Genomic DNA, 9,837 nt, shown 5'->3' with positions numbered 1-9,837 from the left:
CCTTCGCGGTTCGGACGATCAGCCGGCCGCGCTTCGCCTTGAGCACGATGCGCACGGCGAGCAGCGGAATGGTGACGAGCAGGAAGAGCTGCGGCCGGGTGAGGCCGAGCCACACCACCTCGTTTCCGCGCACGAACTCCACGGCGAAGCGGAACACCGCGTACCCCAGGATGTACAGGGTCAGCAGCTCTCCGGCGGCGATCGGACGCCTGCGCAGCCAGAACCACAGCACCGCGAACGCCGCGAGCTGGAAGGCGATCTCGTACAGGAAGCTCGGATGCAACGGCACGCCCGCCGGTGCGCCGACGCGCGCCGCCTGGTCCGGGGTCAGCACGATGCCCCAGCCCGTTCCGGTGGGGGTGCCGGGGTCCTCGGTGAAGAAGCATCCGAATCGCCCGATCGCCATGGCGAGCGCGAACGCCGGCGCGAACAGGTCGCCGCTGCGCAGCGGATAGCGCACGATGCGCTTGGCGACGTGGACTCCCAGCCACGCGCCGACCATGGCGCTGAGCACGGACGCGTGCCCCGTGGTCAGCTGCTGCACGAGGGTGAGGTTCTCGGCCGGGTTGAGGTGCTGCACCCACGTGCCGAGCCGGGAGAGGACCGCGGCCCCGGTCAGCGCCCCGAGCACGAGGTACGCCAGTCGCGGGTCGGTCTGCCGGCGCCGGCGCGCCTCGACGAGGAACACGATTCCGGCGGCGGCGAGTCCCGCCGCCACGAAGAAGGAGTGCGTGGGGATCGGCGGCGCCCAGCCGAGCAGGTCGTGCAGCGTCGGATCCACGGGTCAGGTCCAGACCGAGACCCAGAGCATCACCCAGAACGGGATCGCCGCGACGGCTGCCGCGGCCAGCAGCGACAGATAGAGGAGCACCAGACGCGTGTCACCGAGCTTGCACCGCGACCGCAGCAGGCCCGCCCGGCGTGCCCGGGCGTACCCCGCGATCGCCACGCCGCTGAAGGCGGCCACCGCGATCGGACCGGTCAGGGCGGCGATCGCGGCGATGGTCGCGAACACGCACAGCCGCAGCGGGTCGAACGGCGCGACCCGTGGTGCCGGCGGGTCGCTCACCGACTCGTCCCGCCGGTTGAGGCCGGTGAAGTCGTACCGTGCGCCGGGTTCGCTCATCGTCGCATCCTCACGCGACGGTCACCGGCAGCCGACGCCGCCCGTCGGCCTGCGCCCCGGCGACCGTCGCGATCTTCCGGCGGGCGAGCGGGGCCCACGCCTGGACCGCGCAGAACGGTGCGCACTGGTGGGCCTGCGTGCCCTCGTTCACGGTCGCGACGTGCACGCAGCACTGCGTCAGGCGCTCCTCGATCATCGTGTTGATGTCCATGAAGGGCTTCACCGTCACCCGGAGCACCCGTTCGCCCATCATCGTGCGCAGTCGCCTGTGCTGGCCGGGGAGCTTGGATGCCGCGAGCGTCGCGAGCGTGCCCATGCCGATGTCGCAGTTCATGCAGATGTCCTTCCAGATGGACGACATCTGCGGATGCGACAGCGACGACTGCTCGCTGAGGAGGTCCAGCAGCGAGTTCTTCACGACGGTGCGGATCGCCTTGTTCACGTTCGAGTCCGCGATGCGGTTGGCGATGAGGTCGGGTTCGAGCTCGAGGAACTCCTTCAGGCGATCATGGCCGATGAGCCCGACGAGCGACTTCCAGGAGCCCGAGTCGTCTTTCAGGAAGTAGCCCACCGAGCAGCAGTGCGGGTGGCTGCAGGGCAGCGCCGTGAGGTCGCGCCAGGTGATCCGCCCGTCGGTCTGCGGGCCGAGCCGCGCGAGCACCCCGGTGTGGGTGAGGCGATCGTCGGGGTCGATGCCGGCCGACCGCCCCGAGCCGAACACGGGCTGGATCGTCACGCCTCCTATATAGGGGGTGGCGATCGCCTTGTCGATCACGGCGCCGATCTCGCCGTCGTTGACCCCGAGGGCGGCGGTCATCGTGAGCGTGGTGAAGACGCCGGCATCCGACAGGCGCTCGATCGCACGCTCCTTGAACCGGCGGATGTCCGCGCCCCGATGGTGGGCGGATGCCTCGGCGCTGACGCCGTCGTACTGCAGGTACACCTCCACCCGCTCGCGGTGCTTCTTGAGCGTGGCGACGAACGCGTCGTCGTTCGCGATGCGCAACCCGTTCGAATTGATGAGGATGCGCACGATCGGCCGCGCCACGAGCTGCTCGAGCAGCTGCTCCAGCCACGGGTACAGGGTGGGCTCGCCGCCGGAGAGCATCAGCACGTCGATGCGGTCGTTCTCCTTGGCGAGGCGGTCATCGACCGATGCCAGCACCTCGGCGAGCGGCGCGACGGCCGCCAGCGCCGGGCTGGACTCGGCGAAGCAGGTCGGGCACTTCAGGTTGCAGTGGTCGGTGATGTCCTCCAGCAGGATGCAGGTGTGCTGCGTCTGCATCTGCGGCAGGCCGTCTTCATACGCCGACGGCACCGGCTTGAAGTTGCCGAGCCTGTCGGGTGCGTGCACCTTGGTGGGCGCGGTCCACTGCTCCAGATAGGAGAGGATCTCGGCGGATTCGTCGTACAGCGTCGAGACGAGGCCGTGATCGGGGCATCCGCGTTCCAGCCACACCCGGCCGGCGCGTTCCGCGAGCCACCCGGACAGGCGGCGCACCTCGCTCAGCCGCCGGTCGGGATCCTCCTCGTGGCACCGCGGACAGAACGCGTTGACGTAACGGTGGATGCGGTGGTCCCGCAACGGCATCCCCGCCCCCGTGGGTGCACTCATGCGGTCACCCTAGCGAAATGGCCGCACGTCGCCGGGGGGGCGGCGGGTGTGTCTGTGGATGCCCCGCGCCGGTGGCTCCGCACACGCCACATCGCGCTGCCAGCCTCGGTACGGTAGGCTGTTCAGGTTGCCTGGGCACATCTGTGTCCGGGTGACGTGCAGACACACCCTCCTGCAACCGGGAAATGCCCGGCTGCCGCTAGTCCGAAGGAGGTGGGTAAGTGACGCACCAGTACGAACTCATGGTCATCCTGAACCCTGAGATCGACGAGCGCCAGGTCGGCGTGAACCTCGAGAAGTTCCTCAAGGTCATCACGAACGACGGTGGCTCGATCGAGAACATCGATGTGTGGGGCCGCCGCCGTCTCGCTTACGAGATCAAGAAGAAGACCGAGGGCATCTACGTCGTCGTCAACTTCACCGCGACGAGCGAAGCCACCCAGGAGCTCGACCGCCAGCTCAAGCTCAGCGAGCTTGTGATGCGCACCAAGGTCCTGCGCGCTGAAGAGGCGATCGCCCTCGTGGCCGCCGAGCAGAAGCGCACCGAGGAGAAGGCCGCCCGCAAGGCCGCGGCCGTCGCGAAGGCGTAACGCATGGCCGGCGAGACCGTCATCACCGTGGTCGGCAACCTGACCGCCGACCCCGAGCTGCGCTACACGCAGAACGGGCTGCCCGTCGCGAACTTCACGATCGCGTCGACCCCGCGCAACTTCGACCGTCAGGCGAACGAGTGGAAGGACGGCGAAGCGCTGTTCCTGCGCGCGTCCGTGTGGCGCGAGTTCGCGGAGCACGTGGCCGGTTCGCTCACGAAGGGCTCGCGCGTGATCGCCACGGGCCGCCTGCGCCAGCGCTCCTACCAGGACCGCGAGGGCAACAACCGCACCGCCATCGAGCTGGAGGTCGACGAGATCGGCCCCTCGCTGCGCTACGCCACCGCTCAGGTGACCCGCGCGGCCAGCTCCGGCGGCCAGGGCGGCGGCTTCGGCGGCGGCACCGACCGCGGCGGCAACGGCGGCTCCTTCGGGGGCGGCCAGTCGCGTCAGCAGTCCGGTCGCGACGACGAGCCGTGGGCTACGCCCGGTTCGTCCAACTCGCGCGACAACGACGGGTGGAGTGCTCCCGGCTCCTACGGGGACGACACTCCCTTCTAACAAACTCCGGATGCCCCGGCATCCTCCCCACGCCCACTCCACGCATCGCTGACGCGCTGCACGGAGCCTCCGGGCGCGGGGCCCCACCCACGCAAAGGAAACAAAATGGCTGGAAAGGCTAGCAGCACGCGCCGCAAGCCGCGGAAGGGCGCGAAGAACGCGGCCCCCGCGAAGGCGATCCGCGTCGGCGTCATCGATTACAAGGACGTCGCCACCCTCCGCAAGTTCATCTCGGAGCGCGGAAAGATCCGCGCCCGTCGTATCACCGGTGTCTCCGTGCAGGAGCAGCGCCTCATCGCCCGCGCCATCAAGAACGCGCGCGAGATGGCTCTTCTGCCCTACGCCGGCGCAGGCCGCTAAGGAGCACCCCCATGGCAAAGCTGATTCTCACGAACGAGGTCGCCGGGCTGGGTAGCGCCGGTGACGTGATCGAGGTCAAGAACGGGTACGCCCGCAACTACCTCATTCCCCAGGGCTTCGCTGTGGCGTGGACCCGCGGTGGCGAGAAGCAGGTGGCATCCATCCGTGCCGCTCGCGACGCCCGCGCGATCCACGACCACGAAGAGGCCGTGGCCCTCAAGAACGCCATCGAGGCCGCCAAGGTGAAGCTCACCGTCAAGGCGGGCGCCGAGGGTCGCCTGTTCGGCTCGGTCAAGACCGGTGACGTGGCGGACGCCGTCAAGGCCGCCGGTCTCGGCGAGCTGGACAAGCGCAAGATCCACATCACCTCGCCGATCAAGGCTGTGGGCAACCACGAGGCGACCGTTCGCCTGCGTGACGACCTCACCGCCGTGATCTCGCTTCAGGTGGTCGCCGCGAAGTAATCCGCCGGCACACGAACGGATGCCGCGGGCCCTCGGGCCTGCGGCATCCGTCGTCTTTGCAGGCCGTCTGTCAGAAGATCCAGTTCGCACCGGCCGCCACCGGCCACGACCACGCCACGGCTGCCGGGCCGAGCGCCGCGGGGGTGCGCAGCTCCAGCTGGCCGGCCTGGGCGATCGCGGTCAGCGGGATCGAACCGAGGTGCACCGCGCCGAGTTCGCGCACGTCGAGCACCAGGTCGGGATCCCCGTCGGTGCGGGTGACCTCGGCATGCCCGAACGCGGATGCCTGCACGCGCCAGCGGCCCGCGTTGGCGGGGACCATGGCGTCGGTGACCTCGAGCACCACGTCGACGTCTGCGGCGTAGCGACGTTCGGACAGGGCGCGCGGCAGGTCGAGGATGCGCACCCACGTGTGGTCCGAGACGGCGGGCCGGGCGGCGCGCGGGTCGACGAGCAGGCGCGTGATCGGGTCGTCCGCGGGGATGTTCGCGATCGTGACCCGGCTCATGAGGTCGAGGTCCAGCAGCACCGACCAGAGGCGCCGGGCGGACGCCGCATCCAGCGCGACGGCCTCACGCACGTCGACGGTACCGTCGGGGCCCGGGCCGCCCCACGTCAGGGTGCGGCGGAACGTCGCATACGCGGTGGGGCGCCCGGACGCGTCGCGGACGATCGCGATGCGCCGGGACTCCTTGGGGCCGCGCAGCCTCTGCGGGTCGGAGTCGTGCGACGTCCGCAGTGCGGGGGTCTCGCGGGTGGCCCATCCGGGGCGGCCGAGCCCGTCGGGCAGCTGCCCGAAGCGGCGGTGGATGCCGGCGGCGAGGTCGCCGTGGGCGGCGGCATCCCACTCCTCCAGCGTCACGTCCAGGTTGTCCGCGCCCGGCACCTCGCGCAGCGCCGCGCCGCGGGGGATCGTCAGCGACAGCACGTTCGCGGCCAGCCCGTAGCCGAACCGGCCGTAGATCGACGGTTCGGAGGCGGTCAGGGCCGAGATCGCCTCGCCGGCGGCCAGGCAGTCGGCGAAGTGGTGCTCGATCATGGCGCGCAGGATGCCGCGCCGCCGGTGCGCCGGGTGCACGCCGACCCAGGTCAGCCAGCCGCAGGACACCTCCGCCCCGGGAACCGGGTAGGCGCGGAGCGGATAGGCGGCGTGGAAGGCGGTGAGCCCCGTCGACCCGGCGTGCTCGACGCCGTAGGAGCGATCCCAGGGCAGCGACGACGGGAGCTCGAGGAACGTCTCGGTGGGGTGCTCCGACGGGAATGCCCACGTGTCCAGGGTCAGGACGTCGCGCAGACGCGATTCGGGAACGGGGACGATGCGGTAATCGGCGGGAAGCGGCATCCCTCCAGCATCGTGCAGGGATGCCACTGCGTCCAGGAAGACGGCGAGGGGCGCCGCGGCGGCTTGGGGAGAGGCCGCGGCGCCCCCGCGCACGGCGCGGACGCGAATGGGCGGGCGGCTCAGGCGAAGCCTCCCGCACACGTCCACGCCGTGCGCTGTCGCCGAGATACGAGCGCGTGCCGGCGCTGTGCGCGGAACGTGCTCGCCCCTCCCGTCTCGGCGAGGTCCGCGGACACGGCCGATGCCGCGGACGTCGTGCCGGTCGCCCGGGCGACCGAAATCTCAGGGGTGGGCGACCCGGTGGTCGCTCCTGTTCGGCGGTGTGCGAGCGCTCAGAAGGGCGTGATCAGTCCGGGGATGAGTCCGTGGCGTAGACCGGGGCGTGCGGCGCGCGATCGTCCCGCGTTCCGCGCCGCATCCAGGCACGGTATGCAGCGAAGAACGCCAGGGCGGACAGCGCTCCCGCGCCGCCGGCTCTCGCGCCGGCGGAGGAACAGGACGCGCCCGGTGTGCACGATGCCGCGAGCGGGGACATCGCGGCAGGCGGGCCGGAGGCAGGGGAGATCCAGGCCGGAACGGCGCTGCGCGCGACGATCGCAGCCGCCGTTGCGGAGGCGCGGGCCAGCAGCCGCATCGCGTCGCCGAGGGCGCCCGGGGGGCCTGCGGCGACCGAATCCGTGGCGGAAACGGCCGCGAGGCCGGGAGGTGACGTGACGGGCGATCCGGCCGGTGCTGCGGGCGAATCGGCCGCGACCACCGGCATCACCGTGCCGGTGACGAGGCCGATCGCCGGTCCGACGACGGCGCCGACGGTGCGGTCCACGGTGCCGGCGAGGCGGGACAGCGTCGAGTCGAGGGCAACCGCCTGCACGAGTCCGCCGACGACCGGCGCGGCGCGGACCACGCTCACGACCGGCTCGACGACCGGACTCGCGACGGCCTCGTCGAGGGTCTTCGCGGCGGAGGGTGCGACCGTGCTCGCGGTGGTCTGGACACTGCGCTGCGCGGCAGCGACGAGCGGGGCGGTGACTTTCCCCGCGACCGGGATCCGGTCGTGTGTCGAGGTCGTGCCCGCGGTGACCGGCGAGACGGTGGCATCCGCCGCGGTCTTGACGACCGTTGCTGTGGCGTGCGCGACGGTGGCGGTGACCCCGTCGGCCGCGTCAGCGACCGTGCCGGCGACGTCGCCCAGCAGGCCCGGACCGTTCGGCGACAGGGTGTCGGCGCGGGCCGCTGTTGCGCCGAGCAGGACGCTCGCGAGCATCCACAGCAGCGCTCCGGCGGCGGCGATGGCGGCGAGCACGCAGGCGCGCACGACGGCGCGACCGCGTCGCTGCGTCACTGTTGCGCCCATGCTCTCCCCACCCGAAATCAGACCGCTCCCCGAAGCGCTCCACCACAGCGTGATGGCAGCCGCCTCGCGGCCTTGAGGTGCCTGGATTTGTCACCGTACGCGCGGCCCATGATCGTGTCAACAGGAAATTCCCAGCCAGGCGCGCCCGGCTGCACCGACGACTTGCGCTGCGGCGGGATGTTGTGCATAACTTCGCGCGCGCGGAACCTTCAATGAGGACTTCAACCCACATATCCATCCACAGGGTGTGAAAATGAAAAGGGCCGATCGTAGGCGGTTTATGTGGGAGCCTCTTGACGATATCCCACGACTGTCCACAGGTGTTGTGCACAGACGCCGCGGCGTTTCCCGCAGACTCTCCACAGAGTTATCCACAGGCTGTGTTTGCCAGTGTCGGAAGCCCTCCATAGCGTTGGTTCTGGCCGCACGGGGGATGCCATCTCCCGCGCGCCGGGAGGGAACCGGATTCGTGTCGATCGCTGACATCTCTGAAGAGCGCCTGGGGGGGCCTCGAGAGTTCGAGCGCAAGCCCCCGCATGACGTCGTCGCCGAGCAGAGCACGCTCGGCGGCATGCTGCTGTCGAAGGATGCGGTGGCGGATGTCATCGAGTCGCTGCGCGGCACGGACTTCTACCTGCCCAAGCACGAACTGATCTTCGAAGCCATCCTCTCGCTCTACTCGCACGGCGAACCCACCGACGTCGTCAGCGTCGGCGATGAGCTCATGAAGACCGGCGAGCTCGACCGCGCCGGAGGCGTGGATTACCTGCACTCGCTGACGTCGATCGTGCCCACCGCGGCGAACGCCGGGTACTACGCCGGGATCGTCTCCGAGCGCGCCCTGCTGCGTCGACTCGTGGATGCCGGAACCCGCATCGTGCAGATGGGCTACAACGGCCAGGGCGACGCCGTCGACCTCGTGAACAACGCGCAGGCCGAGATCTACGGCGTCACCGGTGCCGAGGCCGCCGAGGACTACGTGCCGCTCACGATCGCGGTGGACGCGGCCGTCAACGAGATCGAGGCGGCCCGTGGCCGCGACGGTCAGATGACCGGCATCCCGACCGGCTTCGTCGAGTTCGACCAGCTCACGAACGGCCTGCATCCCGGTCAGATGATCATCATCGCGGCGCGTCCCGCGATGGGTAAGTCGACGCTCGCGCTCGACTTCGCGCGCTCTGCGGCGATTGCGAACAACATGCCGACGATCATCTTCTCGCTCGAGATGAGCAAGTCCGAGATCGCGATGCGCCTGATGAGCGCCGAGGGCTCGGTGCCGCTGCAGTCCATGCGCAAGGGCACGCTCGATTCGCGCGACTGGACGACCATCGCGTCGACCCGCGGCCGCATCAACGACGCGCCGCTGTTCATCGACGACAGTGCGAACATGACCCTCGTCGAGATCCGAGCGAAGTGCCGCCGGCTCAAGCAGCGCGTCGGTCTCAAGATGGTCATCATCGACTACCTGCAGCTGATGTCGTCGGGCAAGAAGGTCGAATCGCGCCAGCAGGAGGTCTCGGAGTTCTCGCGTGCGCTCAAGCTCCTCGCCAAGGAGCTGGGCGTGCCGGTCATCGCGCTGTCGCAGCTGAACCGTGGTCCCGAGCAGCGCACCGACAAGCGCCCCCAGGTCAGCGACCTGCGTGAGTCGGGGTCGATCGAGCAGGATGCCGACATGGTCGTGCTGCTGCACCGCGACTCGGTCTACGACAAGGAGAACCGGCCCGGCGAGGCCGACCTGATCGTCGCGAAGCACCGCAACGGTCCGACCGCCACCATCGAAGTTGCGTTCCAGGGTCACTTCTCGCGCTTCGCCGACATGGCCCCGAGCGACTTCGGCGGCGGGGTGTAGGGATTAGTTGAAAGTGTCCATTTCGCAGATGAAATGTCCACGGTGTGTCCATATGGACACTTCGGCGCGGTGAGTCGTCGGCTATCTAACGCCTGCCGGCGCGTTTACGGTCAGGCGTTGATGAGCTCGTAGAGCGACCCATGCTTGCTCGTCATGGCGGACTCGACCGAAGTGGCGAGGGCAGTATCGCGGACGAGGATGCCGAACTCGACGTTGCGGTTCTCTGCGGAGAAGCTGAAGTTCGCGCTGGTGATCAGGAGCAGCTCGTGGTCGACCACGATGAACTTCGCGTGGCTGACGACCTGTTTGCCGTTCGGTAGGACCGCTGAGCGATAAATGGTGGCTCGTGGAAGCTGGGCCTTGACCGTCGCGGCGTCGGCGACAGCGGCATCGACGTAGACGGTGACTACCACTCCGGGCTGCTCGGAGGCTGCCTTCAGCGCGGTCCACATCTGCGACGTGTCCTGAAAGTTGTAGGTCGCCGCCGTGACCGACTGCCGTGCAGCTCCGACGATGCGGTGGAACTCGCTGGTCAGGTGACCGGTGTTCGCTTCGTTGCCGGGCATTGTCCATACC

At 69.5% G+C, this 9,837-nt stretch carries 11 protein-coding genes; 5 read left to right on the top strand and 6 right to left on the bottom strand.

The window, feature by feature from the left end; genetic code table 11:
- From VJR25_RS01910 to VJR25_RS01900, 3 genes are all read right to left on the bottom strand, one after another.
- On the bottom strand, nt 1-781 hold a 781-nt coding region (locus VJR25_RS01910), incomplete at its 3' end, for a prolipoprotein diacylglyceryl transferase (RefSeq protein WP_324111953.1).
- A 3-nt stretch (nt 782-784) separates the two neighbouring features.
- Nucleotides 785-1,126, bottom strand: a complete 342-nt coding sequence (locus tag VJR25_RS01905; RefSeq protein ID WP_324111951.1) for a hypothetical protein — start codon at nt 1,124-1,126, stop codon at nt 785-787.
- 10 nt (nt 1,127-1,136) lie between these two features.
- Nucleotides 1,137-2,741: a radical SAM protein gene (locus VJR25_RS01900; RefSeq protein WP_324111948.1), complete on the bottom strand. Its 1,605-nt coding sequence runs from the start codon at nt 2,739-2,741 to the stop codon at nt 1,137-1,139.
- Nucleotides 2,742-2,962: 221 nt separating this feature from the next.
- Here VJR25_RS01900 and rpsF point away from each other — a divergent pair, with 221 nt between their 5' ends.
- The 4 genes from rpsF (at nt 2,963) to rplI (ending at nt 4,716) form a co-directional block, all read left to right on the top strand.
- On the top strand, nt 2,963-3,331 hold the full coding sequence (rpsF, locus tag VJR25_RS01895) for a 30S ribosomal protein S6 (RefSeq protein WP_324111945.1): 369 nt from the start codon (nt 2,963-2,965) through the stop codon (nt 3,329-3,331).
- 3 nt (nt 3,332-3,334) lie between these two features.
- A complete protein-coding gene (locus VJR25_RS01890) occupies nt 3,335-3,892 on the top strand; it encodes a single-stranded DNA-binding protein (RefSeq protein ID WP_324111943.1) in 558 nt (185 codons plus the stop codon).
- 105 nt (nt 3,893-3,997) lie between these two features.
- Complete coding sequence (rpsR, locus tag VJR25_RS01885) at nt 3,998-4,252, top strand: 30S ribosomal protein S18 (RefSeq protein ID WP_039403514.1); 255 nt, start codon at nt 3,998-4,000, stop codon at nt 4,250-4,252.
- Between the two features lie 11 nt (nt 4,253-4,263).
- A complete protein-coding gene (gene rplI / locus VJR25_RS01880) occupies nt 4,264-4,716 on the top strand; it encodes a 50S ribosomal protein L9 (protein WP_324111940.1) in 453 nt (150 codons plus the stop codon).
- Nucleotides 4,717-4,786: 70 nt separating this feature from the next.
- On the opposite strand, the gene VJR25_RS01875 is transcribed toward rplI, so the two are convergent.
- Nucleotides 4,787-6,058, bottom strand: coding sequence for a GNAT family N-acetyltransferase (locus VJR25_RS01875; protein ID WP_324111938.1), 1,272 nt, complete (start codon nt 6,056-6,058; stop codon nt 4,787-4,789).
- A gap of 346 nt (nt 6,059-6,404) precedes the next feature.
- Nucleotides 6,405-7,412: a hypothetical protein gene (locus tag VJR25_RS01870; RefSeq protein WP_324111936.1), complete on the bottom strand. Its 1,008-nt coding sequence runs from the start codon at nt 7,410-7,412 to the stop codon at nt 6,405-6,407.
- Nucleotides 7,413-7,881: 469 nt separating this feature from the next.
- Here VJR25_RS01870 and dnaB point away from each other — a divergent pair, with 469 nt between their 5' ends.
- Complete coding sequence (gene dnaB / locus VJR25_RS01865; RefSeq protein WP_324111934.1) at nt 7,882-9,261, top strand: replicative DNA helicase; 1,380 nt, start codon at nt 7,882-7,884, stop codon at nt 9,259-9,261.
- A 110-nt stretch (nt 9,262-9,371) separates the two neighbouring features.
- Here dnaB and drmC read toward each other — a convergent pair.
- Nucleotides 9,372-9,837 (bottom strand): DISARM system phospholipase D-like protein DrmC (gene drmC, locus VJR25_RS01860; protein ID WP_324111932.1); only part of this gene is annotated, 466 nt, incomplete at its 5' end.

The organism is Microbacterium sp. (assembly GCF_035277845.1).
In the GTDB taxonomy this organism is placed as follows: Bacteria; Actinomycetota; Actinomycetes; order Actinomycetales; family Microbacteriaceae; genus Microbacterium.
Note: the sequence above shows the minus strand (reverse complement) of the source record. Positions and strands in the feature narration are given on the sequence as shown.